At 68.9% G+C, this 26,372-nt stretch carries 24 protein-coding genes and 1 pseudogene; 12 read left to right on the top strand and 13 right to left on the bottom strand.

Annotation, left to right across the window (positions count from 1 at the left end):
* The 4 genes from C1N81_RS31945 (at position 1) to C1N81_RS31930 (ending at position 6,447) form a co-directional block, all read left to right on the top strand.
* Complete coding sequence (locus C1N81_RS31945; protein WP_394434771.1) at positions 1–609, top strand: hypothetical protein; 609 nt, start codon at positions 1–3, stop codon at positions 607–609.
* The gene (locus tag C1N81_RS31940) at positions 606–1,451 is read left to right on the top strand and encodes a hypothetical protein (protein ID WP_394434770.1); all 846 of its coding nucleotides are present in this window, start codon (positions 606–608) and stop codon (positions 1,449–1,451) included. Before C1N81_RS31945 ends, C1N81_RS31940 begins: the two co-directional genes overlap by 4 nt.
* Positions 1,452–1,811: 360 nt before the next feature.
* On the top strand, positions 1,812–2,105 hold the full coding sequence (locus C1N81_RS31935; protein ID WP_394434769.1) for an HNH endonuclease: 294 nt from the start codon (positions 1,812–1,814) through the stop codon (positions 2,103–2,105).
* A 208-nt stretch (positions 2,106–2,313) separates the two neighbouring features.
* Entirely contained in the window at positions 2,314–6,447 is a 4,134-nt protein-coding gene (locus tag C1N81_RS31930; protein ID WP_394434768.1) for an NlpC/P60 family protein, read from the top strand.
* A gap of 148 nt (positions 6,448–6,595) precedes the next feature.
* Here the strand turns inward: C1N81_RS31930 and C1N81_RS31925 are convergent, their stop codons facing one another.
* The 5 genes from C1N81_RS31925 to C1N81_RS31905 all read right to left on the bottom strand — a co-directional run bounded on the left by C1N81_RS31925 (position 6,596) and on the right by C1N81_RS31905 (position 10,938).
* The gene (locus C1N81_RS31925) at positions 6,596–8,722 is read right to left on the bottom strand and encodes an FtsK/SpoIIIE domain-containing protein (RefSeq protein WP_394434767.1); all 2,127 of its coding nucleotides are present in this window, start codon (positions 8,720–8,722) and stop codon (positions 6,596–6,598) included.
* Between the two features lie 98 nt (positions 8,723–8,820).
* On the bottom strand, positions 8,821–9,489 hold the full coding sequence (locus C1N81_RS31920; RefSeq protein ID WP_394434766.1) for a hypothetical protein: 669 nt from the start codon (positions 9,487–9,489) through the stop codon (positions 8,821–8,823).
* The gene (locus C1N81_RS31915; RefSeq protein ID WP_394434765.1) at positions 9,486–10,307 is read right to left on the bottom strand and encodes a sigma-70 RNA polymerase sigma factor region 4 domain-containing protein; all 822 of its coding nucleotides are present in this window, start codon (positions 10,305–10,307) and stop codon (positions 9,486–9,488) included. The genes C1N81_RS31920 and C1N81_RS31915 overlap by 4 nt, the downstream gene beginning before the upstream one ends.
* Positions 10,304–10,681, bottom strand: a complete 378-nt coding sequence (locus C1N81_RS31910; protein WP_394434764.1) for a DUF6907 domain-containing protein — start codon at positions 10,679–10,681, stop codon at positions 10,304–10,306. The genes C1N81_RS31915 and C1N81_RS31910 overlap by 4 nt, the downstream gene beginning before the upstream one ends.
* Positions 10,678–10,938 carry a hypothetical protein gene (locus C1N81_RS31905; RefSeq protein ID WP_394434763.1) on the bottom strand — a complete coding sequence of 87 codons (261 nt, stop codon included), beginning with the start codon at positions 10,936–10,938 and terminating at the stop codon, positions 10,678–10,680. The genes C1N81_RS31910 and C1N81_RS31905 overlap by 4 nt, the downstream gene beginning before the upstream one ends.
* A 176-nt stretch (positions 10,939–11,114) precedes the next feature.
* Here C1N81_RS31905 and C1N81_RS31900 point away from each other — a divergent pair, with 176 nt between their 5' ends.
* Positions 11,115–11,387 (top strand): hypothetical protein, encoded by a 273-nt coding sequence (locus C1N81_RS31900; protein ID WP_394434762.1) that lies wholly within the window; start codon positions 11,115–11,117, stop codon positions 11,385–11,387.
* Positions 11,388–11,608: 221 nt separating this feature from the next.
* Here the strand turns inward: C1N81_RS31900 and C1N81_RS31895 are convergent.
* From C1N81_RS31895 to C1N81_RS31860, 8 genes and pseudogenes are all read right to left on the bottom strand, one after another.
* Positions 11,609–11,851 (bottom strand): annotated as a pseudogene (locus C1N81_RS31895) (tyrosine-type recombinase/integrase); the annotation flags it as partial.
* A gap of 373 nt (positions 11,852–12,224) precedes the next feature.
* Complete coding sequence (locus C1N81_RS31890) at positions 12,225–12,590, bottom strand: hypothetical protein (RefSeq protein WP_394434761.1); 366 nt, start codon at positions 12,588–12,590, stop codon at positions 12,225–12,227.
* On the bottom strand, positions 12,590–14,581 hold the full coding sequence (locus C1N81_RS31885) for a hypothetical protein (RefSeq protein ID WP_394434760.1): 1,992 nt from the start codon (positions 14,579–14,581) through the stop codon (positions 12,590–12,592). The genes C1N81_RS31890 and C1N81_RS31885 overlap by 1 nt, the downstream gene beginning before the upstream one ends.
* Positions 14,582–15,502: 921 nt before the next feature.
* Entirely contained in the window at positions 15,503–16,225 is a 723-nt protein-coding gene (locus C1N81_RS31880) for an ANTAR domain-containing response regulator (protein WP_394434759.1), read from the bottom strand.
* A gap of 13 nt (positions 16,226–16,238) precedes the next feature.
* Positions 16,239–17,087 carry a GAF and ANTAR domain-containing protein gene (locus C1N81_RS31875; RefSeq protein ID WP_394434758.1) on the bottom strand — a complete coding sequence of 283 codons (849 nt, stop codon included), beginning with the start codon at positions 17,085–17,087 and terminating at the stop codon, positions 16,239–16,241.
* A 23-nt stretch (positions 17,088–17,110) separates the two neighbouring features.
* Positions 17,111–18,979: a CheR family methyltransferase gene (locus C1N81_RS31870; RefSeq protein ID WP_394434757.1), complete on the bottom strand. Its 1,869-nt coding sequence runs from the start codon at positions 18,977–18,979 to the stop codon at positions 17,111–17,113.
* Positions 18,980–18,989: 10 nt separating this feature from the next.
* Entirely contained in the window at positions 18,990–19,550 is a 561-nt protein-coding gene (locus C1N81_RS31865; protein WP_394438363.1) for a chemotaxis protein CheB, read from the bottom strand.
* 274 nt (positions 19,551–19,824) lie between these two features.
* On the bottom strand, positions 19,825–20,103 hold the full coding sequence (locus tag C1N81_RS31860; RefSeq protein WP_394434756.1) for a hypothetical protein: 279 nt from the start codon (positions 20,101–20,103) through the stop codon (positions 19,825–19,827).
* Positions 20,104–20,238: 135 nt separating this feature from the next.
* On the opposite strand from C1N81_RS31860, the gene C1N81_RS31855 reads away from it, so the two are divergent.
* From C1N81_RS31855 to C1N81_RS31825, 7 genes are all read left to right on the top strand, one after another.
* Positions 20,239–20,601: an arsenate reductase family protein gene (locus tag C1N81_RS31855; RefSeq protein ID WP_394434755.1), complete on the top strand. Its 363-nt coding sequence runs from the start codon at positions 20,239–20,241 to the stop codon at positions 20,599–20,601.
* Between the two features lie 157 nt (positions 20,602–20,758).
* Positions 20,759–21,799 (top strand): glutamine synthetase, encoded by a 1,041-nt coding sequence (glnII, locus tag C1N81_RS31850; RefSeq protein WP_394434754.1) that lies wholly within the window; start codon positions 20,759–20,761, stop codon positions 21,797–21,799.
* A 104-nt stretch (positions 21,800–21,903) separates the two neighbouring features.
* Entirely contained in the window at positions 21,904–22,029 is a 126-nt protein-coding gene (locus tag C1N81_RS31845) for a hypothetical protein (RefSeq protein WP_394434753.1), read from the top strand.
* A 93-nt stretch (positions 22,030–22,122) separates the two neighbouring features.
* Complete coding sequence (locus C1N81_RS31840) at positions 22,123–22,716, top strand: winged helix-turn-helix domain-containing protein (RefSeq protein WP_394434752.1); 594 nt, start codon at positions 22,123–22,125, stop codon at positions 22,714–22,716.
* A gap of 118 nt (positions 22,717–22,834) precedes the next feature.
* Positions 22,835–24,100 (top strand): sensor histidine kinase, encoded by a 1,266-nt coding sequence (locus tag C1N81_RS31835; protein WP_394434751.1) that lies wholly within the window; start codon positions 22,835–22,837, stop codon positions 24,098–24,100.
* Positions 24,085–24,735, top strand: a complete 651-nt coding sequence (locus tag C1N81_RS31830; RefSeq protein WP_394434750.1) for a response regulator transcription factor — start codon at positions 24,085–24,087, stop codon at positions 24,733–24,735. Before C1N81_RS31835 ends, C1N81_RS31830 begins: the two co-directional genes overlap by 16 nt.
* Before the next feature lie 66 nt (positions 24,736–24,801).
* A complete protein-coding gene (locus C1N81_RS31825) occupies positions 24,802–26,307 on the top strand; it encodes a DUF1996 domain-containing protein (RefSeq protein WP_394434749.1) in 1,506 nt (501 codons plus the stop codon).
* The last annotated feature ends 65 nt before the right edge of the window (positions 26,308–26,372 follow it).

Genomic DNA, 26,372 nt, shown 5'->3' with positions numbered 1-26,372 from the left:
ATGACCCCCGAGCAGATCCACGCCGCGTTCGCCGCGAAGGTCGAGAAGATCCGCGACCGGCAAGACCTCACCGGCCAGGCCAAGCAGGTGGCCATCGCCCGCGCCCACCGCGAAGCCTCCGAAAAGATCGGCGCGCTGCGGGACACCGCCCGGCAGCAGTACAGCGACCGCAAGGCCACCTTGGAAAAGCGGCTGTACGGCAACCGGGAACTGTCCGGCACGGACGCCCTGTCCGCCCGTGACGCCCGTGAGCGGGCCGCCACCTTCACCAACCCCGACGAAGCCCTGCGCGCCTACCAGCGGGCCCAGCGCGACGGCGACCGCGACATGATGCGGGCCCTCGGCTCCTGGGCCGCGGACCAAGCCGTCCTGCCCGTCCTCGGAGACGCCTGGCAGCCGCTCGTCGAGCAGCACGCCGCAGCCACCCCCGGCTACGCCGAGAACCTGGCAGAGCTGCGCGGCCTCGTCGAGCCCGGCACCTACGGCGACTTCACCTACGCCACCCCGGCCGTCCCCTCCGAACTCGGACGGATGACGCCGAGCCAGGTCACCCAGCTCGCCGACTCGGACCTGACCGTGTACGGCAACGACGCACCGGAGGCGGCATGATCTCCTTCGACCACGACACCCACGCAGCGGATCGGGCCGTGCGGGCGGCCCGCCGCCGCAAGCTGCCCGTACCCGACGAGATCGACAACGTGGCCGCCATGGTCGACGTCGCCGTCAAGGCCGCGCACATGCAGCCCCCGCCGCGTCCCACCCGCGACGACGTGCCCGCCACCGCCGACGAGCTGGCCGCATTGATCGAGGAACGCGCCCACGCGTGGCGGATCGCGGAGTCCCACCACAAGGTGGCCACGGACTTCCTCGAACCCATCGCCCGCCGCTACAACCAGCTGGTACGCGAGCAGGTCCCCGGCTGGATCCGCGCCCTGCAACCCGAGTTCAACGGCCTGGTCAAGCAGCTGCGCGCCCAGTCCAAGAAGCTGCCCGCCCGGCTCGACCGGAACTTCCTGGACTGGAACGACCCAGCTGTCACCGGTCCGTGGGAGAAGGCGGAAGGTGTCGCGTTCCAGCTGGATCAGATCGTCAGCGACCGCAAGGACATGGCGCGAGCCGGCGACCTCGCAGGCGAAGGCGGCCACGACAACGACCTGTACGCCGTGGCCAAGCTGCCCGAGCCGACGAGCGAGGATGTGGTGCAGCATCGGATGCGCACCCACATCAGCCCCGAGGTACAGCAGTGGCGAGAGCTGAGGCAGCAGCCAGTCTCACGCTGGCTGCAGCTCGCACGGTCGGAGCACCTCACCATCGAGCTGGCCACACCCGACGAGGTGAGGCAGCGCGCTGCGGTGAGGGACAAGTGGACCGAAGCGCTCGCCGAACGCGGTGTTGCACCAGTACCAACCCAGAAGGCCATCAAGGCTATCGAGTCAGTCTTGCGAGGCTGATCCGATGAGACGTCGACGCTCCGCGAGTTTGGTTGGGCCCGCGTTGCAGCGTCGACACCGCGGTCCGGCCAGCTCATGGGCCTGTGGTTGGCCGGACCGCCCAAACCATGATCAATCGGACCATGATCAGGTGGGGGGTCATCCCATGATCATGATCCTTTTCGGATCGAAGACGTATAGAAGCTGGCCCCGTGTACGGGTCTGGAAGGTTCGACACCCTCCGTAATCGGTTGACTACTGATCTTTGAAAAACGCCTTGGAAACCCAGGCACAAGGTGAGCTTCTATACGTCTTCGATCCCAGAACGATCATGATCAAGGGATCTCCCCCCATCCGGTTCGTCCCGAAAGGAGAAGATCAATGCCGAACAACTGGCACACGAGTACGCGGAAGTCGAGGCTGCCGAAGGACTGGGGCAAGCGCCGTAAGGAGGTGCTTGAGCTGCAACCGACCTGCATGATCTGTGGTGTTCGAGCATCGACTGTCGTCGACCACATCGAGCCGATGACCGACAACCATGAGATCGAGGCGTTGCAAGGCGTCTGCGATCCGTGTCACCGCCAGAAGACGGCCAACGAGGCTGCTGCCTTCCGTGCCGCTGCTCCTCGTCCGACGCGCGCTCGCCCCGACGAGCGCCATCCAGGTCTGCTCTGACCTTGCCTGTTCCAGTCCTCCAAGTCCCGCGCCGGCGACTGCCTAGGAGGGCAGCACGGTGCCAGCTATCTCGGTCGGCTCGGTTGAAGTCGACGTTGTCCCCAACACGAAGGGGATTCACCGGCAGCTGACGAGAGACCTCGTCGCGGCTGCCACGCAAGCAGGCCACTCGGCAGGCAACGCCGCTGGCGAAGCCTTCGGGCCGGCGATGACCTCGTCCATCTCGGATGCCATCGGCGAGCGCATCGGTACGCAGATCGGTACGCAGATCGCCGGGCGGATCACGGCGTCGATCCGTGACGGCGTGCGGGACGGCATCACGCAGGGCGGCCAGACCGCCCGCCCGGCGGCCACGCGGCAGGGCTCCGACACTGGCGGCGCGTTCGCCCGCTCGTTCAAGGCCCGCGTCACGGCCGCACTGTCCAGCCTTCCCGATGTCCAGCTGAACGCCGACTCGACGGACGCCGAGCGGGAGATCGCGGCGATCCGCGCGCAGCTGGTGACGCTGCGGGACGCGAAGGTCGGCGTCGACATCGACGCGACAGAGGCGTCGGCCCGGATCGCCCGGCTGCAGGAGCGGCTGCAGCGGCTCACGACCGGTGAGAACGACGTCAACGTCCGTATCGACGCGGGCCAGGCGGAGGGCGAGCTGGCCGCGTTCCAGGCGTCGGTCAACCGGATCGACGGGCAGACGGCGACGGTCGACGTCGACACCCGCAGCGCCGCCGCCAACCTGAACCTGCTCACCACGGCTGCGATCACCTTCGGGCCCGCACTGATTCCGGCGCTGCCGGTTGTCGCGGCCGGGCTCGGCTCGATCGCCGCGGCGGCGACGGCGGCCGGGGTCGGCATCGGCGCTATCGCCCTGGTGGCGATGCCCGCCTTCAAGCAGATCACCAGCGTCTTGCAGGCGCAGAAGGCGGCGCAGAACGAGGCGGCGACGGCGACGAACACGGGCGGGCAGGCAGCTGCGCAGGCCGCTTCGAAGGCGAACCAGCTGGCTTCGGCTCAGGCGGCGGTGGCGTCGGCGGAACGGAACGGGGCCCGGCAGATCGCCGCCGCACAGAAGGCGGTGACACAGGCACGCCAGAACGCGGGCCAGGTGGCCGCTCAGGCGGCGCAGAGGACCGCTGAGGCGGCCCGGAGGGTCCAGGACGCCGAAGAGTCCCTGTCGGACGCTCAGAGGGACGCACGGCGCGCTCAGGAGGATCTCACTGCCGCCCGGCGGACGGCTGCGCTCGAGCTGGAAGACCTGAACACCCGGCTCGCCGACTCGGTGCTCTCCCAGCGGGACGCGGAGATCGCCTTGAAGGAGGCGACGCTCGAGCGGGATCGGGTCTTGAAGGACCAGAAGTCTTCGCCGCTCGACAAGGAGAAGGCGCTTCTCCAGTACGACCAGGCGGTTCAGCGCCTGAAGGAGCAGACGACCGAGACGTCCCGGCTGAAGACGGAGACGGCCGCCGCCAACAAGGCCGGGGTGGACGGCTCGGAGACGGTGCGGGCGGCACAGGAGAAGATCGCTGCCGCGCAGGACACGGTGGCGGACCGCACCCGGGACCTGAAGGACGCGCAGGCAGAGCAGGCGCGCACGGCCGTGCAGAACGGCCAGGACATCGCCAAGGCGCAGGAGCAGATCGCCGACGCCCAAGCGCGGGTCGGGGAGGCGCAGCAGCAGGCAGCCGAGCAGGCGGCGTCGGCACAACGGCAGCTGGCGCAGGCGCAGCAGTCGACGGCGACGTCCGCCGGCTCCGCGTCGACCGCGCAGTCCCGCTATCAGCAGGAGTTGGCGAAGCTGTCCCCGTCGGCGCGGGCCACCTACGACGCGTTCCTGAACCTGCGCACGGCGTTCGGCGCCTGGTCGAAGTCGTTGCAGCCCGCCGTGATGCCGCTGTTCACCCGGGCCCTGGACGGCATCCGCCGGGCGCTGCCAGGGCTGACCCCGTTCGTACTGGGGGCCGCCGACGCGATCGGCGTGCTGCAGGACAAGGCGTCCGCCGGCTTCAAGTCGCCGTGGTGGAAGACGTTCAAGAAGGATCTCGCCGGATCGGTGAAGCCCGCCATCGTCGGGCTGGGTGTCGCCTTCGGCCGGATCTTCAAGGGGATGGCCGGGATCATCGGCGCGTTCCTGCCGCACATGGACGACATCTCCTCGTCGATGCAGCGGATCACGAAGCGGTTCTCCGACTGGGGGCAGGGGCTTAAGGGCTCGCCCGCCTTCGAGCGGTTCCTGTCGTACAGCGCGGACAAGGCGCCGCTGCTCGGGGACGCGCTCGGCAAGGTGGCCGGGGCGTTCATCGACATCGGTACCGCGCTGGCCCCGGTGTCGGGGCCGCTGCTGCAGGTGATCGGCGCTCTCGCGCAGGGGATCGGCTGGCTGGCCTCGAACGTGCCCGGTCTGGCGATCGGCATCTACGCGCTGTTCGTGGCGACGAAGCTGTGGGCGGCGGCGCAGCTGGTCATGAACGGGCTGATGACCGCGTTCCAGTTCATCATGTCGCTGGGCCCGTGGGGCTGGATCGTGATTGCGATCGTCGCCGTCGTCGCCGCGGTCGTGCTCATGTACAACAAGTTCGACTGGTTCCGGGCCGCGGTCGATGCGATCTGGGCGGCCATCAAGGTCTCGGCGATGTGGCTGTGGGACAAGGTGCTCAAGCCCGTCTTCACGTGGATCGGCGACCTGTGCGTCTGGCTGTGGTCGAACGTCATCAAGCCGTACTTCGGCTATGTCGTCAGCATGTGGAAGCGGGTCGCCTCCGTCGCCCAGTGGCTTTGGGAGAAGGTGCTCTCCCCCGTCTTCCACAAGATCGCGGACATCATCTCGTGGTGGTGGAACAACATCGTCAAGCCGTACTTCGGGCACGTGAAGGAGGCGGTCGGCAAGCTGGGCGACATCTTCAAGTGGCTCTACAACAACATCATCAAGCCGGTGTGGAAAAAGATCCGGGACGCCATCAGCTGGGCGTGGGACCACGTCATCAAGCCCGTCTTCGACAAGCTCAAGTCCGCTGTGAAGAAGGTCGCGCAGTCCTTCGAGGACGCCCGGGACTTCATCAAGAAGGCGTGGGACAAGCTGTCCGGGATCGCCAAGAAGCCGGTGCGGTTCATCATCAACACGGTCTACAACAAGGGGATCGTGCCGGTCTGGAACAAGGTGGCGACCGCGTTCGGCGCGGACCCGATCGAGCGGATGGACATCTCCGGGTGGGCGAGCGGCGGTGTCCTGCCCGGCTACACCCCGGGCCGCGACCCGCACAAGTTCTACTCGCCCTCCGGTATGGGCCTGGAACTGTCCGGCGGTGAGGCGATCATGCGCCCGGAGTTCACCCGGGCCGTGGGCGCCGGCTTCGTGAACACGATGAACGCGGCGGCGAAGAACCGCGGCCCCGAAGGGGTGCGGGCGGCGCTGGCCCCGATGCTCGGCGGCAACCCGACCATGAAGTTCGCGGACGGCGGCATCTTCGGGTGGATCGGCAAGGCGAAGAACGCGGTCGCCGGCGCCGGATCGGCGGCGTGGGAGGGCGTGAAGAAGGTCGCCGGATGGCTCAAGGACGGCTTGGAGGCCAGCGCCCGCGCGGGTGTGAAGCACGTCGTCGACCCGCTTCTCGCCAAGTTCCCGGGCGCGTCCGGCGAGTTCGGCAAGATGATCCGCCGCATCCCCAACAAGGTCGTCGACACGCTGTTCGGCTACTCCAAGACGGCCGACAAGAAGGGCGGCGCGGGCGGCACCGGAGGCCCGCGGATCACGGCCGCGCTGAACTGGGCCAAGTCGCAGCAGGGCAAGCCGTACATCTGGGGTGGCGTCGGCCCGAAGGGCTACGACTGCTCCGGGTTCATGTCGGCGATCGAGAACGTCATCCGCGGCACCGACATCCATCGTCGCCGCTGGGCGACCGCCTCGTTCGGCGGGAAGCGGGCCGCGGCCGGCTGGGTGTACCACGGCGACTCGGCGTTCAAGGTCGGCATCACGAATGCGGGGGTCGGCCACACGGCGGGCACCCTGGGCAAGACGAACGTGGAGTCCCGGGGCGGGCAGGGTGTCGTGGTCGGCTCGGCGGCGCGCGGCTTCAAGTCGTCGCTGTTCACCGACTGGTACGGCTTCCAGCCCGCCAAGTACGACCGGGGCGGCTTCCTGCAGCCCGGCTTCAACCTGGCCTACAACGGGACGGGACGGCCCGAGCCGGTGCTCACGGGCAGCCAGTTCAACTCGATGGCGTCGAGACAGGAGAGCATCGGCGACGTCAGCGTGAAGGTGTTCGTCGGCGACCGGGAGATCACGGACATCGCCCGGACGGAGGTCCAGATGTCGCAGCAGCGGTTGATCCAGCGGCTCCGGGCGAAGTAGGGAGGGAAGCAAGCCAGGGGAGCCACAAGGGCCGGAAACAGCCCTCATGACTCCCCTGGTTCCCTTGCCTCCCTGCCTCCCTAAACCCCTGTTTTCGCAGGTCAACCATGGGGAGGCGGTGAGGGAGGCGGGTAGGGAGAACTCCCTCCTACTCGTCGTCCTCCCCGTCTTCCTCCCCGCGGGCGGCGATGGCGTCGAGGATGCGATCGAGGCTCACGTGCTGGCGTCCACCGGTCTTGAACTCGCCGTGTCCGGCCTCGTCCAGGACGGCCCGGAGGTCCCGGAACGTCCAGCTGCCGTACTCGGCCGGGTTGTGGTCGGCCAGGCGCTTGAGCACGTCCTGGGTGAGCAACTTGTGGTCGTGGCCGTGCACGGTGGCGATGTCGGTGAGGTGGTCGACCGGCTTCGTCTCGGGTACCTCCCACACGTCGCCGCGCTTGTACGCCTTCAGGGCGCGCTCGACGACCGGGGTGACCTCGTCGATGCCCTTCTCCGGGTCGCGGGCGACGTAGTGGCAGCGGATCACCTCGAACGGCTTCCTGGTGAAGCCAGTCGTCACGGCCGTACCGATGTGCTCGAAGGGGATGAGCGTGGTCGCCGAGATACCGGCCCGGTATTTGCCCGTGCCGAGCAGACCGTCGTTGGCCACGTAGTCGCCGACCGCGAACGCCACGTTGTTGCTGGTGTTACGGGTGACGTCCTTCGGGATGCTGTCGGCGGTCGGGGAGACCGTGGTGAAGATGAGCGTGATGCCGCACTTCCGGGCCTTCTTGATGACCTTGGTCGCCAGGTCGCCGGCCTCTTTGCCGTGCTTCTTGTGCCCGAACAGCTCGTGGCACTCGTCGAAGATGACGACCTTGGGCCGCATCCTGTCGTCCTTTACCGCCAGTTCGCGAGTCAGCTTGACCGACTTACCGCCCATGGCCTCCAGCAGCTGCCCGCGCTCGCTGACCTCGTCGGCCAGGCGGCGCAGCGCATCGAGGGCGGCCTCGACAGCCTCGTCGTCGTCGCCCTTGACCAAGGTGCGCAGCCTCGGCTTCATCGGGTCGAAGTCGACGTTGTACGCCATGCAGTACACCTCGGCCTCGACAATGGGATCGAGGAGTGCGCCGAGCAGCAGCGTGACGACCAGGGACGACTTGCCCTGCCCCATGATGCCGCCGATCAGGTAGTTCGCCTCGGCCAGCTTGCCGAGGATCGGCTCGCCACGCTGGGAGACGGCGACCGGCACGCCCTTGAAGTAGTCGACGGTGCCCTCGGTGAGCAGCGGCCACGGGGCGATCTTGCCCGACAGGCTGCCCTGGTCGGCGACCCACAGGTCGAGGACGCCGGGCTGGGTGTCGGGTTCGGTCGGCCATACCTCGATGGGCTTGCGCAGCAGGTTGGAGGCGAGCACCGTCTTCTTCTTGTTGATCATCTCGACGGTGACGCCCTGCGGGAGCTGCAACTGGGCGTGGTAGCCATTGCCGGACCGGACGGAGCCCTGTAGCCAGCGGGGCTGCCAGCCCTCCTTGCGGGCCTTGTTGAACGGGGCAACCCCGATGTTCTCCAGGGCCTGCAGGATGGCGTTCTCGTCGGGCAGGACGCCCAGGTCTCCGGGGTCGGTGGGCAGTGCCCAGGCGGGGGCGGTGCGCTGGTGGCGTCCGACGCCCCACACCCCGGCCAGCGCCAGCCAGGGCAGCGCCCAGAGGAACGGCCGCCAGACGACGCCGGCGATGAACGCGACCCAGGACACGAAGTCGATGGCGGCCTTAAGCGGAACGAAGACGTCGGTGACGTCCTTGCGGGCGGCGGCGATCATCACGCCGAGGATGAGGAGCATCCCGGTACCGGCCGCGGTCGCCATGCCCACCGCCTTGGGCGCGTTGAGGACCATCTGCAGCAGCTCGATGCGGCGCCGGTGCCGGGCGAAGCGGAACGCGTAGGCGCGCTGCTCCCACTTCATCGCCGCTTCCTCGTTGCCGGACAGTTCGGCCTGCCGCATCATCCGCGTGTGCATGGCGGTCGTGCGGGAGTCCCACGCGCGGCGGGTCAGGACCCGGGTGCCGCCCCAGATGTAGGAGCCGTGCCGGATCGCGAGCCTGTACCCGGGGTTCGTCCGGGTGGCGGTGATGATGCGCCGCAGCCGGTCGGCGCGTACCCGGCGCCGTTCCCGGACCTTGGCGATGTCGGCCGTCTTCGGCTTGTCGAAAGGTACGGGCGTACCCGGGTCGGGTACGGCGGGTACGCCCGTACTCGGGCGCTTGGTATTGGCAGGTACGTGGGTGTCGGCCATGCTGTGATCTCCGGTTGCTCGATGGGTGATCGGCAGACACGGGGCGGCCGGTGTACCTGTGCCGGGTACGGCCGCCCCGTGTCGTCTTCAGAGGTGGATCAGTTGGGGGCGCGGCTTTCGAGGACGCCACGGATGCGCTTCGCTCTGCCTTGCCCGATGGAGTAGGTCTCTTTCAACTCCCGATAGGTCGGGATCTGGTTGTTGAAGTCGCCGCGTACTCGCTCGACCAGCTCGCCATCGTCGTCGGGCACGGGCTCGGATACAGAGGTGCGCGGCGACTCCGCGGCGAGTACGGCGCCCGGACTTTCGTTACGGATTTCGTTTCGCTGCGGCTCGGGCCGGGCGACGATCGGCAGCAGCCGGACCCCCGCAGGTACGGTCTCGGGTACGGCCGCAGGTACGGGCCGGGACTCGGGTACAGGCTGGCTCGTCTCGGGTGCGTCCGGCTCGCAGCCCCGCAGCGCGTGGACCCGCCAGAGGACGAGCGGGGCGATCGCGGAGACAGCGACGACGAGCGGCACGTTCACCGGGATCAGCTGCGCGGTGACGAGGTGGCTCAGCGCGTTCACCACGATCATGGCGATCACGGTTGCGGCGACGTCCTTTCGGGCCCGCAGCGCCCGTACTGCGTAGATGTCCAGGGCGGCTGGGACCGCGCCGGCGACGAGCTGGCCGAACCCGCAGGCGCGGGCCAGCTCGTACTCCGCCGACGCAGTCACGACGAGGGCGGCGGCCAGCGCCGCCCACATCAACGGATCACGCTTCACGCCGACACCGCCGTCGCGCGCTCGCGGCACCGGCGCGTCGCCGCCGAATAGCAGGTGCGGCAGGTTCGGACGCCCTCGGCGGAGAAGTTGACGTTCTCCAGGTCGTCCAGGCGGTGCCCGTTGCAGCACTCCTTGACGGTCGGATCCGTCGCACCGGAGCCCTGCGGCTGCCCGCCCTTGCGGAACGGAGGCGGCGGCCAGCCGCACGACGACTGCCAGCAGGCGCCGCCCTCCCGTTCCAGATCCGCGCGCAGGTTGCCGACAACCCGGCAGGCTTCCTGAAGCTCGACGAGCGCGCCGTCCCGCTCCTCAGTCGTGCGCTCAAGCTCGGCCTGCCACTTGGCCACGACGGCGGGATCGCTGTACAGGTCGGCCCGGTGGCGGTTCCTCGACACCAGACCGTGCAGGTCCCGCCACCGCTTGGACGCCTCCTGCATCCGCTCCATGGCGGTCTGCAGCTGGGCGACCAGGAGGGCCAGCTCCGGCTCTCCGGAGGCGTACCGGTCGGCGGCCTCCACGTGGATGACACTCTCGGGCAGCACCTCGCCCGCGAAGTCGACCATCACGGCCTCGGCGTGCACCTTCGACTTGTTGGCGAAGTAGTCGGCCATCCGTCGCAGCGCGATCTTCTTGAGCAGGCTCCAGGGGTAGTCGACGGTCTTGCCCTTCTGCAGCATCGCCCACAGGTCGGCGAACGCCTCTTGCGCGTAGTCCTCGGCAGCGTGCGTCGCGTGAGCTGGCAGCTTCCAGTGCAGCCACTTCACGATGCGCGGGTGCTGCTCGGCGTAGATCGCGTTGAACGTCGTCTCGATGCTCACGACTCGGCTCCGTCTTCGATCGTCTTCAGCTGGCGGGCGAGCGGGGTGAGGTGACCAAGCGCGAAGATGACGAGCGCGTCGACGACGTCCCGGAGGGCCGCCGAGTCGAACTCGTGGTCGCCGTCGAAGTCGAGGGTCACGACCGGCGCCGTCGTCCCGTACTCGCTGTACGGCCGCTGGATCAGACAGGCGGTGAGCAGCTGCCGGGGGCCGTGGCAGATCGTGTCGAGGATGAGCGGCACCTCGGCGCCGTGGTGCTCGATGTCCGCCCGGTACCCGCCGGCCGGGTGGCGCCCGAGGCACCACACCGGCTCCTCGATCCGCACCGTGCCGTAGTCGACGGTGACCACGGCAACCGTGCGCGAGGCGCTCACGCCGTCCGCTCCTCGTCGGTGGCGCCGAACGCGCGGGCGAGGAGGTCGCGGGCCGTGTAGTCGTGCTCGAACTCGTCGCGGCCGGTCGGCATCGCCAGGATGCGGGAGCCGTCCTTCAGCTCGAAGACGGCGCCGTAGAACCTGGGGTCGTCGATCGGCGTCTGAACCATCTCGACGTTGAGCTCGGCGAGCAGCTGCGGAATCGGGGCGCTCATCACGTGGGCGGCGCTCGGGTTGGGCATGGCAAGATTCGCCATAGCGGATCTCCTGGCTTCCTCAGGTGTTCCGTTAGGCCCCTCCCTGGTGGTTGCACACCGGGTTGGGGCCGCCCCCGTTTCTGGGGGCCGATGAACCCACCGTAGGGAACACCATGTTCCCTGTCAACGCCCATACACCTAGGCAATTGCACTCGATATAGGTAACGTCATGTTCCATGATGACGACTGCGACACTATGTGGCATGGATAAGCGATCACTCGCGCAACTCGCAGGACGGTTCAGAGACACCGAAGCGCGAGCCGAGATTCTGCGGCAGGAGCTGGCGGTGGCCATTCACCAGGCGGACGTCGACGGGGTGTCGCAGAAGGACATCTGTGAGGCGACGGGGTACACCCGGCAGCAGGTACGGAGGATCGTCAAGGCCATCGCTGCGGACAGTCACAGCGAGCAGTCCGCAAACGGTCCGCAAGACAACGGGACACGCTGAGGCATCATGAGTCACATTGCGCCGCATTACCGCAGGTCAAGGCAGGTGGAGGCGCAAGATCGCAGTACAGAGGTACGCCGCACGAGTTCGAGCTGTACTTCGACATTTAAGAACGCCACAGGTCAGAGCGGGTCTTCGCTCTCCTGGGCCGTCTCTGGGCCGTCGGCCGTGTTCTTCCGCTCTCGGAAGGCACGGCCGACGGCCTTTTCCGTGGGCACCGCTCAGGCCGCGATCGGAGCCGCGCCCTCGTCTCCGTCCTCGCCCTCCGGGGCTGCGCCGAACGCGCCGTCGATTGCGTTCCGCGCCCGGTCCTGACTGTTCGGCATCAGGTGTGTGTACGTGCGGAGCGTGAACCCCGGATCGGAATGACCGAGGTACTCGGCGAGAGCCTTGACGTTCTCCCCCGCGTCGAGCAGCACGGATGCGTAGTAGTGCCGCAACGCGTGCATGCCGTGCTCGCGCGACTTCGAGATGCATCCCGCGGTCGCGGAAGGCGCTCGTGGCGCCGCCCTGAGGCGAGAGCCGCCAGCGTCGGGTGCGGCCGCACTCTTCGAGTCGCTATCGATACCGCACGAGGCGTCTCCGGAGCAGGGATCCGTCTAACCGCTTCACTGGGACGGGCCGTCATCGGGCCGTGACACTATGACCGAGAGGGGCTCCCGCTGCAATGCGAGAATGCGCGATGAGGTTCCGGACCCGGAGCGACTAGACGAAGTCCTGGCCGGACTCAATCGGCTCACTGCTCGGGACGAACCGTGCAGGCCTCCTGTATCTCTGTTCTGCCAAATCCGCAGTGCCTGGGCCTGCAGCGCGAGTCCGTGCAGGCCCAGACTTACCTCAACCAGCTGTAGGCCACCGCTGGTTGTCGTAGGGCAACAGCCAGCCGGCAACTTCACCGGCAAGGCTCCGAACGTCAGGCTCGGGCGTACCGTCCCTCAGCGGCAGCAGTTGAAGCTCATGCCATTTCGCCGTCTTAGAAACGTCCAGCAGGTATTCGCCGATATGGCTAGCCAAACCACAGGGATCGTTCGGGCGGCAGACAGACCCGACGTAGCAGACTATGCCGCGGCGGTCTGAGGCCACATAGATGGCGCACGAGACATCCGGCATCTGTTCGGCCAATGGCCTCACGGCGCTGGGAAGGCAGTAGGCGAGGTTGTCGCCGCACATCTTAGCCAGCGCCAGGTAGATGGCTCGGTCCATCAGGCGGCCTCCCCATCGCCATCCGCAGCCGGGTCGGAATCCTCCATGCCGTCTACGCCGCTCTGGGCCCCGTCCGTTTCGGCTTCCACCCCAAGCCAGTCAAAGGCCTTGTCCTGCAATACCCTGAGCTGATTGTGCAACAACAGGGCGTAATGCCGCCCCTCGGTCTCAATGAAGAGACGGCCTTCCTCGTCGGTGTCATCCCCCAGGTCCAACATGCAGTTCTCCAGCGCCCGGATGGCAAGCCTCGTCGCCTTCACGTCGCGGCGGTACCGGTCCCGGGCAGCCTGTCCAGGGGCAACATCGGGCGGAGATCCGTCCTTAGAAGTGATCTTTCGCAGAGAAGCGTTGTCGATCTCTAGGTCCTCTCCGACCGCATTCTTTCGCAACTGGCCCTGCCCATCCACCTGACGGGGCTTCAGTCCGGCACGGTCATCCTCAACGATCTGACGCAGCTGCAGAAGTCCGGCCTCCACCTCTAGCAGATCGGCGATGACATCAGCCGGAGTTCGGCGGTCACTGACGGATCCCTTGTCATGCCGACCGCCGCTGATCTTCCCGTGCTTCGTAAGCACATACGCCGCACGAATCCATAGCTCCGATCCCGCAGGCCCGCCGGCCTCGCCATCGGCGAATTCCTGGAGCGCGGCCCTGTACAGCTGATCCGCGGTGCGCTTGGTCGGCTTCCACACACGCTTGTTCAGGTCCGCCGGGAGGGCTTCAGGCAGAGCCTTCCGGAAGTCGGCCAGCTTACTTTCAGATACAGCACCGCGCAGTTCACGCGCGATCAGTTCGACAGCTAGCGGCAGCTTGGCACGACTGGTGACCTTTACCTGCTTGCGCCCTGCTGCTGCCTCCTCGGACAGCACGAGGGCAATGGGCTGTCGGATTGCCTGATAGATCTTGGCATCCTGGCGGGTAGTGAACAGGTAAACCGTGTGTGCTGCCCTGTTGTCGCCGTAGGCGGAAATCCCATCGGCGGCGGCATCCTCGCTCGTAAGATAACCGCCGAGCCAGGCAGCCTCGGCTTCTGAGGAAAGTACGCCTAGTGCATAAGCAGACCTGAGGCACTCCTCAGCGAGAGCGGTGTTCTTGGACGCAGGCGACCATTCCTTCTTGGTGTTCAAGTGATCCTGAGCGACCCTCGCTTTGATCGCCTGCGCGAGATCTACGGCGCCCGCCGAATCTGGCTGAACGTCGATGATGAGCTCGAAGTCCGTGACTGCACAACGAACCGCTGCCTGCTGGCTCCCCTTAATATCATCGCCAGGCTGCTCAAGGTAGCCGTTCATGTTGGCAATGTGTGACTGCATAGGAGCAGCACCGCGAGGAAACCCGAAGAGAACCTCTTCGGCTGATACGCCGAGCCAGTTCAGAGCATGGCTGAGGCGAGACGAACCTTCACGAACCACAATGTGAGTGGTAGGACCCTGGGTTGGGTCACCGTAGTGAACAGTAGCTGCCACCCCGATGGGGGGATCCATGATTCCCTGCGTATCGATGCGGGGGTGCGGAGAGTTGCGGTTGCGGGTGGTCTCCATCGCCCAGTCGAGCTGATCAATGAGCGCCTCACGGCTCGGTACGCGCAGCCCCAGCTCGCCCACGCCTTCCGTTTCTGCTGCCACGAGCGCGGTAGGTGGCGCATCTACAGAATTGGCCAGAGCGAACTGAACCTGGTCGGCGTTACGAGGGTTGTGAGGGTCCGGAGCCAGGCGAACGGTGTACACCTGACCCGAGATGACCAGAAGTTCCGCACCAGGGATCCTGCGGCGTTGGGGATTCGTCACCTGTGGCAGGACAGCGGCAGGGTCCGTCCACATTGTCGAGATGGCTGTTGCGACTCGGTCGCTCATGCCGCGCTTCTTTAGCGCTGCTCGCAGTGCCTTGTGTTCCGAAGATGCTGGCAGCGAAGGAATCCGTCGCAATGGCTTGTCGAGCGTCGTACGCTCTCCTACGAGCGTCGGCGTTCCGTTAGATGTACTCGATGCCACGAGTAAGCCTCCTTCAGGCTCCCTGAAATCCGCGGGAGCCGCTCCCACGGAATGATCACGCGGGAGCCGAAGACGCCGAACCGGCCCTCGCTTCCCCCCTCGCCGGATCTTGGTCCGACGCGAAAGGAGCGGAAGAGAGTATTTCTGCCACTGTGCCGGCCCAGCCTCGGCGCTCAACTGCGCTCAACGGGCTTTGCCGCACTCTCTACGAAGTCGGCGCTTCAAAAGAGTGCACAGTGACGCATACTCCACGTCACTCCCGTAGTTTATCTCAAGTCTCCGCAGATTCAACTGCACTCAAATGATCTAGAGATCGCATCGCCCGCTCCTGCGCCACCGCGCGCCGCAGCCTGGGAGAAAATCTTCTCCTGCTGTCCGCCAAACACATCGCGGTACCTGCCGCTACCGAAGCGGTGACCTGCACAAATACCTTGGAGATCAGGTTCAGATCCTGCCCTGACCTTGTTCGGGACGACGAAGTCGCTCGGTATAGCTGTTCCGCTGAAGGCAAACCGCCAATCCGTTGGGCCGTCGCTGGGCCGTCGAAGGGGAGCCGAGGATGGCCAGCAACGACCAACGATGACCGCTCCCCCGCTGGTCAGAGAGGCGATGCGATCGCGCCTCACAGGTCGCCGGACCAGCGCATCACTTCTTCGACATCTAAGCCGCGCGACCCGGTCGCCCCGTAGGAAAGCCCCGCCTGACACAGGCGGGGCTTTCCTCGTTTCCCCGGCTACTCCTCCAAGGCGCCGCTCGCCGCGGATACGCCCCCGGACGTTCGCGCGGCGCGGGGTCTCCCGTCGGCTCCGCGTCCCCCAGGGACGACGACGCGCTGGTGACACCGCATCCGGCCCGCATGGTCGGCCATGACGCGCCCATGCTGCACCTGCGCCGCCACGCCGCGAGAGGCGGGACGCGGTCCTAGGCCCCCCGGGGAAGATCCCCGTTCTCGATCACCTCTCGGCTCACGTCCGCCACCTTCCGCTGATGCGACCGCGCATACTTCCGCAGGCGGGAGAACGCTTCGTCCAGGGAGACGGAGTGTTGCGCGGCGAGGATGCCTTTGGCCTGTTCCACGACCACGCGGCTGGAGAGGGCGTGTTCGAGTTGGCCGGCGAGGACTCGGCTCTCGGTGACCTCGCGTTGGAGGGAGAGGGTGTGGGCGGCGGCGTCGGCGAAGGAGCGGGCCAGGGAGAGGGCCTTCTCGTCGAGGCTGCGGCCGGGGGCGCCGAAGAGGACGAGGGCACCGGCCGGGCCGTCCTTGGCGGGCAGCGGCAGCGCGGTGACCCGGGTGTGGCCGATGGTCTTCACGCGGGCGGTCCAGCGCGGCCAGCGGGCGCGGGTGGGCTGCGTGGTGACGTCCACGTCGATGAGGGCGCAGCCCGTCGTACGGACGTCGTAGCCGGGGCCCTCGCGCCAGGCGGCGGCGTCCGCGGCGAGCGCGCGCAGTTCGGGGTCGGTGGCCTCGGTGGCCACGGGCGCCGCGCCGGGCGCGTAGCAGACGATCGCTCCGGGCGCGTCGAACAACCGCCTGCCGCCCTCCACGAGAGTGGCGAGCAGGTTCTGCGTGTCGAGCGGGTCCCGTGCGGCTGCGCCTGTCAGTTGGGCGAAGACCGCCGCGAGTTCCTGCTCCTGGAGCGTCACGGTGGAAGACCTCTCAGCCGAGTTTCAGTTGTCCGTGGACGATATCCCGGGCCACGTCCCCGATGGGACGTCCATCGGCGAACGCCCGCGCTTTGACCAGTTCCAGCGCATCGCCGACCAGGCAGTGCAGTTGGACGGCGACCATGCCGGCGGCCTGGTGGACGACGGCCCGGTAGTCGACGTCTCCGAACAGTCCGGGTACCGCGTCCTGGCCGATCAACACACTCCGGGTGAGCGCGTCGGCGACCTCGGTGACCTGTGTCGTGGTGGTCGTGCCGGGGCGTGGGTCGAAGACCGCGAGCGCGCCGATGCACTCCCCCGGCACCTGCAGGGGCACCGCCACGACCTGGGCGATGCCGAGGGATCTGAGCGCCGGGCCGTAGCCGGGCCAGCGGGTGCTCAGGCCGGTGTCCGCCGCCTCGACGGGGCAGCGGCCGTGCACGGCGTCCCGGGCGGGGCCTTCGCCGAGCACGAACTCCAGGTCCTGTGCCGTGTTGGAGTGCGGGTCGGAGGACGCGACCGCGATCTGGTTGCGCTCCCCGTCGACGAGGGTCACCGCGACGCTGGGCGTGCCGCAGGCCTCGGCGACGCCGGTCATGAAGAGGGGTTGCGGTCCCCCGTCGCGGGCCCATGCGCCGGTGCGGCGGGCGTGCGCCTCCAGGAGTTCCGCGGCGACCTTCTGGCGGGCCGCGGTGGTGCGGTGGAGGTCGGCGAGGCGCAGGTACAGGGCGTCGTGCGTCTTGTCGGCCAGTGCTTCGTACCGTCTGACGAGCTTGCGGGCGCGGTCGGCGCGCTGCCGGGCCGTGGCCGCACGCTGCCAGACGAGTGCGGCCTGTGTCGGCGAACCGGCCCCGGACTCCATGGACGCAGCCTACGCCCGCCGGGTCAGGCCGTACCGACGCTTCGGCCTTCTTCCATCAGAAGGACCACACCGCCGCGGTGACCGTCGAAGGGGCTGCACTGCACGGAGCAGACGAAGCTGCGGCCGAGCCGGTTGACCGCGTCGATCTCCACGGGCGCGCCGCGCTTGCCGGACCTGACGCATTCCTCCACGACGGCGCGCAGCCGGTGCGTGGGCAGGCCGAACTCCAGACCGAAGAAGGGGGTGTCGAGCACTTCGTCGGTGCGCAGGCCCCACAGGTCGATCGCGCCCCGGTTCCAGCTCTTGACGTTGAGCTTCTTGTCGAGGACGACGACGGCGGCGGCGATGGAGGTGAGGACGCCTTCGAGGAAGGCGCGCGCCTCGTCCAGCTCCTCGCTGCGGATGCGCGTCTCCTCGTTCATGGTCTCCAGTTCCTCGTTGCCGGACTGGAGCTCTTCGTTGGTGGTCTCCAGCTCCTCGTTGGTGGACTGGAGCTCCTCGTTGGTGGTCTCCAGCTCCTCGATGGAGGACTGGAGCTCCTCGTTGGTCGTCTCCAGCTCCTCGTTCGTGGACTGGAGCTCCTCGTACGCCGTCTCGAGGTCCTCGCGTACGCGCTTGATCTCGGCCTTGAGCTTGGTGGCGACGGTGACGTCGGTGAAGGTGATGTTGGTGGCGGCGGGCAGGCCGGCCGCGCCGACGAGCGGCTGCACGGTGATGTCGAAGAACTGGGCGTCCTCGCCCGCTCTGCGCTCCGCGCCGTTGACCCGCAGGGTGCGGCGCTCGTGGGTGGCCTGGTCGATGAGGGAGCGCAGTTCGACCGGGCGGTAGGAGATCTCCAGGTCCTGGAAGGGGCGGCCGATGTCGTTGGTCGTCAGGCCGAACTGGACCCGGGCGTGGTTGTTGATGAGGACGACGACGCCGTCGGTGTCGACGGCGAGGGCGGCGCCCGGCGCGGCGTCGAGGACCAGGTCGCGCACCTGCCGGTTGCGGGCGACGCTCTGCAGTTCGCCGCCGAAGTTGGTGCGCAGCTTGGGCGGGGCGGGCTGGTACGGGGTCGACGGGTTGCCCGCGCGGCGGCGGAAGATGCGCTGGCGCATGCTGACGACGTCGAACCGGTCGGCGTCGTTGAGCAGCATCTCGGCCTTGCCGAGGAAGAGGAAGCCGCGCTCGCGCAGGGCGAAGTGGAAGCGGTCGATGATCTGGGTCTGCGCCTCGACGTTGAAGTACATCAGCGCGTTGCGGCAGACGAGGAGGTCGAGGCGGGAGATCGGCGCGTCGCGGGTGATGTCGTGGCGGCCGAAGATGACGCGGCGGCGCAGGTCGGGCCGGAAGCTGAACTTCGACCCGTTCACCTCGAAGTACCGTTCGCGCAGGTCGGCGCTGAGCGGTTCGAGGGTCTTCGCCGGGTAGAGGCCGGAGCGCGCGTCGCGCAGCGCCTCCTCGTCGACGTCGGTGCCGTAGATCTTGACGCGGGCCAGGGTCTCGTCGAGGCCGAGGTGCTCCGCGAACATGATCGCGAGGGAGTACGCCTCCTCGCCGCTGGAGCAGCCCGCGCTCCACACCCGGATCTCGTCCTCGGCGCCGAGCCGTTCGAGGAGTTCGGGGATCACCTCGTGCTGGAGGAAGGTCCAGGCGTCGGCGTCCCGGAAGAGGGAGGTCACGTTGATGAGGATGGTGTTGAACAGGGCCCGGAACTCGTCCGCGTTCGTCTCGAGGAGGTCGCGGTAGTCCGAGTAGGCGTGGATGCCGACGTCGGCCATGCGCTTGCGGATGCGGCGGCCGAGCGACGAACGCTTGTACCCGGTGAAGTCGAAGCCGCGGGCGTCCCTCAGGAAGCCGAGGAGGTCCTCCAGCTCCTCGTCCGTCTCAGCCTCGCGGGGCGCTTCACTCATCGTCGCGTACCTACTGCCTCTTGAACTCGACCAGTCCACGGATGACCGTGGGGATTTCTTCCAGAGGTAGCACGAAGTCCACCGCTCCCGTACCCACGGCGGCCTCCGGCATGCCCCGGAACTCCGCGCTCCGCGGATCCTGCGCGATCACGGTACCGCCCCGGGTCTTCACGGCGTCCACACCCATCGCGCCGTCGTTGCCGGTGCCGGTGAGGACGACGGCGACGGCGCGCGGCCCGTACGCACCGGCCACGGACTCGAAGAGCAGATCGGCGGAGGGCCGCAGGAAGTGCACCAGTTCGGTACGGGTGAGGGTGAGCGTGCCGTCGGGGCCCACGAGGAGGTGCCGGTCGGGCGGCGCGATGTATACGGTGCCGGCGCGGGCCGCCTCGTCCTGTTCGGCGAGTTTGACGTCGAGGTCGGTGCGGCGGCCCAGGATCTCGGCGAGGACGGTGCGGTGGCGCGGGTCCAGGTGCTGGACGACGAGCACGGGGACGGGCAGCTCCGCGTCGAGCCCGCCGAGCAGGGTGGCGAGGCCGTGGATGCCGCCCGCGGACGCGGCGACGGCGATGACGGCGAAGGTCTCGGCGCCCGTGTCCCGGGCGGCGTCGCGAGCGGTGTCGGGCGGTTGTGGCGGCACCTCGCCCAGCCTAGTCCGCCCGCGCCCACCGCACAGGATGCCGTTCCCGGCCACGCGCCGCAGGACCCGACGCCCGGTCCGGCACAAAGGGGCCCGCCGCCCGGTCCGGCGCAGAAGGGGCCGGACGCGCGGTCCGGCCCCTTCTGTGCGCCTCAGGTCAGCGGCAGTGCCTCAGGTCAGGGCAGTACCGCCTATGCGTTTCGGGTCAGCGGCAGTACCGCATCAGCGTCCGCACCATGTGGCACGTCGTGTCCGACGGCGGATGGATTCCGATGAGTTCGGCCGTGGCGCGGATCCTCTTGTTGTGGGCCTGGTTCGGCAGGTAGACGCCCGAGTCGAGCAGGGCTATCGCCAGGCGCATGGCCTTGAGGCGACGGTTGTGGGTGATGTACCAGTCGCGGGGCCGTCCCGCGGGGAGCGGCTTCTTGGCGAGTGGCGCGTACGGCAGGTCCAGCAGCATCGGTGCGGCAGCGGGCACGGACATCCTCCTGTCGCGAACTCGAAAGCCCCCGAAAGCTCTCGAACAGTGCTTCTATTCTACTGCGGCCCACTGACAAAAGCCGCTGGCCAGCGCCTACTTGAGGGCGTCACGGGAGGCGTCTCGCGTACCGTTGGCCCCATGGAGATCTGGATCAACCCGGCCTGCTCGAAGTGCCGCTCCGCGCTCACCCTGCTCGACGCGGAGGGCGCCGATTACACGGTGCGCCGCTACCTGGAGGACGTGCCGTCCCCGGACGAGATCCGCGCCGTGCTCGGCCGGCTCGGCCTGGAGCCGTGGGACATCACCCGCACCCAGGAGGCGGCCGCGAAGGAGCTGGGGCTCGCGTCGTGGGCGCGCGACGCCGACAGCCGGGAGCGGTGGATCGAGGCGCTCGCCGCCCACCCGAAGCTGATCCAGCGCCCCCTCATCACGGCCGACGACGGCACGGCGGTGGTGGGCCGCAGCGAGGAGGCCGTACGGGACGCGCTGAGCCGGGGCTGAGGCGTTCCGCGCCGAGCCGGGGCTGAGGCGTTCCGCGCCGCCCCGGTCCCGCCTCCACCTCCGGTAACACGGGGTTCACAGCCGGGCAACGGCCGGGAAACCGCCTGTTGACAGGCTGCGCGGCAGATAGAGACCCGTACCTGAGGATGTGGCCCCCGTGACGTTCAAGGCTGAGTACATATGGATCGACGGCACCGAGCCGACGGCCAAGCTCCGTTCGAAGACGAAGATCATCGCGGGCTCGCAGGCGTCCTCGGGGACCCTTGACTCCCTGCCGATCTGGGGCTTCGACGGGTCCTCCACCAACCAGGCCGAGGGCCACGCGTCGGACCGCGTGCTCAAGCCGGTCGCCGTGTACCCGGACCCGATCCGCGGCGGCGACGACGTGCTCGTCATGTGCGAGGTCCTGAACATCGACATGACGCCGCACGAGTCGAACACGCGGGCCGCGCTCGTCGAGGTCGAGGCCCGCTACGGCGCCCAGGAGCCGATCTTCGGCATCGAGCAGGAGTACACGTTCTTCGAGGGCGACCGCCCGCTCGGCTTCCCCGTCGGCGGCTTCCCGGCCGCGCAGGGCGGCTACTACTGCGGGGTCGGCACGGACGAGATCCACGGCCGTGACGTCGTCGAGGCGCACCTGGACAACTGCCTCAAGGCCGGCCTCGGCATCTCCGGCATCAACGCCGAGGTCATGCCGGGACAGTGGGAGTTCCAGGTCGGCCCGCTCTCCCCTCTTGAGGTCTCCGACCAGCTGTGGGTGGCGCGCTGGCTGCTCTACCGCACCGCCGAGGACTTCAAGGTCTCCGCGACCCTCGACCCGAAGCCGGTCAAGGGCGACTGGAACGGCGCGGGCGCGCACACCAACTTCTCGACGAAGGCCATGCGCGAGGGGTACGACGCGATCATCACCGCCGCCGAGTCGCTCGGCGAGGGTTCCAAGCCGATGGACCACGTCAAGCACTACGGCGCCGGCATCGACGACCGGCTGACCGGCCTGCACGAGACCGCCCCGTGGAACGAGTACTCCTACGGCGTCTCCGACCGCGGCGCCTCGGTGCGCATCCCGTGGCAGGTCGAGAAGGACGGCAAGGGCTACATCGAGGACCGCCGCCCGAACGCCAACGTCGACCCGTACGTCGTCACCCGCCTGCTCGTCGACACCTGCTGCTCCGCCCTGGAGAAGGCCGGACAGGTCTGAGCATGTTCCGGTCCCGGCTGTTTTCGGCCAGGGAACGGCTGTGGGCGTCCGCGCATTGTGCGGGCGCCCTCTTATTTGCGTACGGCATCTGCTTCAATAAGGGCATGGCCAGTCACCAGAACATCACCGCGCGGGGTCGTCGTCATGACCTCGAGCCGTTCTGGCCCTCCCGCCAGCATCACGACTTCGACCGGGTGTGTTGCCGCGCGACGAACGCGCAGGCCCTCTAAAACCGGCACCGGTCCCTCCGCTGCACGGCCTTCGGTCCGCGCGCACGACGTACGTCCTGACTCGACGACTCCGCGCGAAAGAGTTGACCACTCATGGCTGATGCCCGCCCGCTCTCCCCGCTCCCCCGCCCCACCCACGCCCGGACCCGGCTGCGCGCCGTCGACCGGGACGAGGTGGCGCCCGCCGCCCTCGTCCCGGCCGTGGACGTGGCCGACTACCTGCCGCCGGGCGCCACGCTGCTGCCCGCCCCGCCGCACACCCTGCCGACGCTGCCCGGCCGGCCGCCGATGATCGGCTACCTGGTGCTCGTCCCGGCCGACCAGCAGCCGCCGCTGCCCGTGACGCCCGCCCCGGCCGCCGAGGACGGGGCCGAGGAGGGCGGGGCCCCCGCCGACCCGCTCATCGGGATCGACGACGCTCAGCGCACCGCCAGCGTCCGGGGGCGTCAACTCGACCTGACGTACCTGGAGTTCGAGCTGCTCGCCCACCTCGTCGCGCATCCGCACCGGGTGCACACCCGCGACGCGCTCGTCACCACCGTGTGGGGGTACGGGCACGTGGGCGACGGCCGCACGGTCGACGTCCACATCGCCCGTCTGCGCCGCAAGCTGGGCGCCGAGCACCGGCACACGATCCAGACCGTGCGCCGCGTCGGATACAAGTACGCGCCGCCCGCCGGTCACTGACCGCGCGTACCGGGGTGTACTCAGCCCCACCCCGGTACGGGTGCCGCTCCCCCTGTCACGGACGCCCCGACCGGCCACACTGTGAGGCGTACGGGTGCCGGGACGGACGGAGCGGGCGATGGGTGCGAGGGCGCGGAGCGCCGTGGTGGCGGGCCTTCGCGGCCTCTGGGTCGCGGTGGCCGGGTTCGCCGGGTCGCTCACCTTGTTCGTGCTGTCGGTCCTCTCGATCGTGCTGATCGTGGCCGGGGCCGGCATCCTGACGACCCCGTCGGTGCTCGGCCTCGTACGGCACTGGGCGAACTGGCGGCGGGCCGTCGCCGCCGAGTGGTGCGGGGTACCGATCCCAGCCACGTACCGGCCGCTCCCCGACGGTCTGCGGGGCGGACTCGTCGGGCGGGCCGAGCGGACCCGGCTGCTCCTCGGCGACCCGGCGACCTGGCGGGACCTGGGGTGGCTGCCCGTCGACACGACCGCCGGGTTCGTCACCGCGCTGCTGCCCGCCGCGCTGATCCTCTACCCCCTGGAGGGGTACGCGCTCGCGGCCGGGCTGTGGCGGGCCTTCACGGACGGCACGTACGTCGGCTGGTGGTACGGGTTCGTGCCGGTCGGCGGCCAGGGGACGGCCCTGCTCGCCGGCCTGCTCGCGACGGCGCTGCTCGCCGCCGGGCTGTTCGTGACGCCCGCGCTGCTGCGGGCGCACTTCCTCCTCACCCGGTACGTGCTCGCGCCCGCCACCGGTCAACTGGAGCAGCGTGTGCGGGTGTTGACCGCTTCGCGGCGCGACGCGGTGGACACCTCGGCGGCCGAACTGCGCCGCATCGAGCGCGATCTGCACGACGGGGCGCAGGCGCGACTCGTCGCGGTCGGCATGGATCTCGGCACGGTCGAGGCGCTGATGGAGAAGGACCCGGCGAAGGCCAAGGAGCTGCTCGCGCGGGCCCGGCAATCGTCGGCGGAGGCGCTGACCGAACTGCGGGACCTGGTGCGCGGCATCCATCCGCCGGTGCTCGCCGAGCGGGGCCTCGGCGACGCGGTACGGGCGCTCGCGCTGCGGCTCCCCGTGCGGACCGAGGTCGAGGTGGAGCTGGCGGGGCGGGCCGAGGCGCCGGTCGAGTCCGCCGCGTACTTCGCGATCAGCGAGGCGCTCACCAACGCCGTGAAGCACGCGGGCGCCGACCGGATCTGGGTCGACCTCGCCCACACCGACGGCCGGCTGCGGATCGCCGTCACGGACAACGGCAGGGGCGGCGCGGTGATCGCCGACGGCGGCGGACTGAGCGGCGTCGAGCGCAGGCTCGGTACATTCGACGGTGTCCTCGCCGTCGGCTCCCCGCCCGGCGGCCCCACCATGGTGACCATGGAGATCCCTTGCGTGTTGTCCTAGCCGAAGACCTGTTCCTGCTGCGGGACGGTCTGGTGCGGATGCTGGAGGCGTACGACTTCGAGATCGCCGCCGCCGTCGAGAGCGGGCCCGAACTCACGCGCGCGCTGGCCGAGTTGACCCCGGACGTCGCCGTCGTCGACGTCCGCCTGCCGCCCTCGCACACCGACGAGGGGCTGCAGTGCGCCCTCGCGGCGCGCCGTGCGCGGCCGGGCCTGCCGGTCCTGGTCCTGTCCCAGCACGTGGAGCAGTTGTACGCGCGCGAACTCCTGGCCGACGGGACCGGCGGCGTCGGCTACCTCCTCAAGGACCGGGTCTTCGACGCGGACCAGTTCGTCGACGCGGTCCGGCGGGTGGCGGCGGGCGGGACGGCGATGGACCCGCAGGTCATTCAGCAGCTTCTGACGCGGCGCGCGGCGGACGCCCCGCTCGGCGGGCTCACCCCGCGCGAGCTGGAGGTCCTGGAGCTGATGGCGCAGGGCCGCTCGAACGCGGCGATCGCGGTTCAGCTGGTGGTCACCGAGCGCGCCATCGCCAAGCACACCTCCAACATCTTCGCCAAGCTGGGCCTGCCGGTCTCGGACGACGACAACCGGCGGGTTCTCGCGGTCCTGGCCTATCTGGACCAGGGCCGCTGAGACCCTGTCCGCGAGAACCTGGGGCGCCGATTGAACACGGGCGCCTCCCGTTGCGTACGTAGCCCCATGGGACGCACCTCACGGAAACGGCGCTCTTCGCTGACGACGCGGATGACCGTCGCGTCGGCCGCACTGCTCCTGGGCGGAGGTGGGCTGGTCGCGGTCAACGTGTACGCGTCCGCCCAGGAAGAACCGGGGCAGGACGCGGGCAGCGGGACGCAGCAGCAACAGACACAGGACCAGCGGGCGGGGCAGGTCGCCACCATCGACTGCCCGGACGTCGGCACCGCCCTGCCCGAGGTCCCGGACGGCGCCCGCGCCCAGGTCGACGGTGAACTGGCCACCCTGGACAGCCAGATCACCGCGGCGTACCAGCGGCTCGCCGCGAACCGGGACGCCGCCGCGCGGGACCCCGGCTTCGTGCAGAACAGCATCCTCGGCCCGCTGAAGGACAAGCGCGGCGCCGTCCTCGGCCGCATCGGGGAGGACATCCGGCGCTCCGGCGGGCGCCCGCCGCGGCAGCTCGACGGGATGGCGGCCTGCACGGGGCGCTCGCCGGAGCAGCCGCAGCAGCCGTCGCCGCAGCCCTCACAGGGCTCCTCACAGGGGTCCTCGCAACAGCCCTCCCAGCAACCGTCGCAGCAACCCTCCGCACCGCCCGCCGGCGGTGGCGGCGGCACGGGCAACGGCCCCGATCCCGCCGACTTCGTCGACATCACGTCCGTCCGGCCCAACGTCGTCACCCCGCGCAACCGGCGCGCCGCCTCACGCGGCACCTTCACCACCGCCTGCGGCCGCAACGAGAACGGCAAGTTCAATCCGGACAACGTCATCGTCGCACCGGGCGTCGGCAATGGCGCCCACCACATGCACGACTACGTGGGGAACCAGGCGACGGACGCCTTCTCCAGCGACGACGATCTCGCCGCCGGGCAGACCAGTTGCCGCAACCAGGGCGACAAGTCGACCTACTACTGGCCGGTCCTGCGGCTCCAGAACGGGAAGGACGAGGCGGACGCGGGGGCCGACGGCGGCGGCAAGGACCAGAACACCGGGGAGATCCAGACCCCGTCGTCCGTGACGCTCAAGTTCGACGGGAACCCGACGAGCAAGGTCGTCGCGATGCCGCGCTTCCTGCGGATCATCACGGGCGACGCGAAGGCCCTCACCAACGGCGACGCGAACGCCAACGCGTCCTGGAGCTGCACCGGCTTCGAGAACCGCCAGCTCAAGGACAAGTACCCGATCTGCCCGAACGGTTCGAAGGTCGTGCGCACCTTCCGCTTCCAGAGCTGCTGGGACGGGGCGAACACCGACAGCGCCAACCACCGGACGCACGTCGCGTTCGAGGACCCGCGCACCGGCGCCTGCCCGGCCGGTTTCAAGGCGATCCCGCAGCTCGTGCAGCGCATCGTCTACAGCGTTCCGCCGGGGCCCGGCTTCGCGGTCGACTCGTTCCCCGAGCAGCTGCACAAGCCGGTCACCGACCACGGCGACTTCATCAACGTCTTCGACGACCGGCTGATGCGGCGCGTGGCGAGCTGCATCAACCGCGGCGACCGCTGCACCTGACCCCTGGCCCGCCCCCAGCGAACCGAGCCCCCACCCACAGACCCCCCACGGGCCGCTGCGCGGCC

This window comes from Streptomyces sp. SGAir0957, from assembly GCF_043523415.1.
The sequence above is the reverse complement of the archived record's forward strand: the minus strand, read 5'-3'. Positions and strand labels throughout refer to the sequence as shown.